Here is a 635-nt window from a genome sequence, read left to right on the forward strand (position 1 = left end):
CAGCCGTTATCCGCAGTGATCGTAATGAGCCTGTTATCAATGACGACTTCGCTGCTATGGCTGAATTTTATGACATGGCTGTTTATCCAGCTAGGGTGCGCCGTCCCAAGGACAAGGCACTGGTTGAGAATGCTGTAAAGCTAATGTATCGGTCGGTATATGTAGATATTGAAGGGCAAATTTTCCATAATCTAGAATCACTTAATATTGCTATACGCACATCTTTAGAAGCATTTAATAGCCGTAGATTGAGTGGGCGTAAGGAATCCCGCCAAGAACTATTTGAGGAAATGGAAAAAGATTTTCTTCGTCCTCTTCCTACCGCTCGCTATCAGATGAAGTCTAGAAAGTCTGCTACTGTCATGGCTAATAGCTTCGTTATGCTAAGAAAGCATAGTTATAGTGTTCCAACAGAGTATATCGGCAAACGTATGGAGCTTATTTACGATAATGACAATGTTCAAATCTACTATGGGTTAAAGTTAGTTACCATCCATCAGCGAGATGATACTCCCTATACCTACTCACAGAAAGATGCACATAATCTTCCTGGTCATCATGGTGCAAGTTCCAAAACGAAGTGCAATAAAAGAGTAGGCCTCGCCGAGAGATGCAGACGTTCTCGAAGCGTAGCG

General features: G+C 42.4%; 1 protein-coding gene. It reads left to right on the forward strand.

What is annotated here, in order from left to right; genetic code table 11:
• The coding region (locus tag AC1EK4_RS11965; protein ID WP_480358416.1) for a Mu transposase domain-containing protein at window positions 1–635 on the forward strand (635 nt) is incomplete at both ends.

The organism is Prevotella sp. C0026C3, assembly GCF_056590795.1.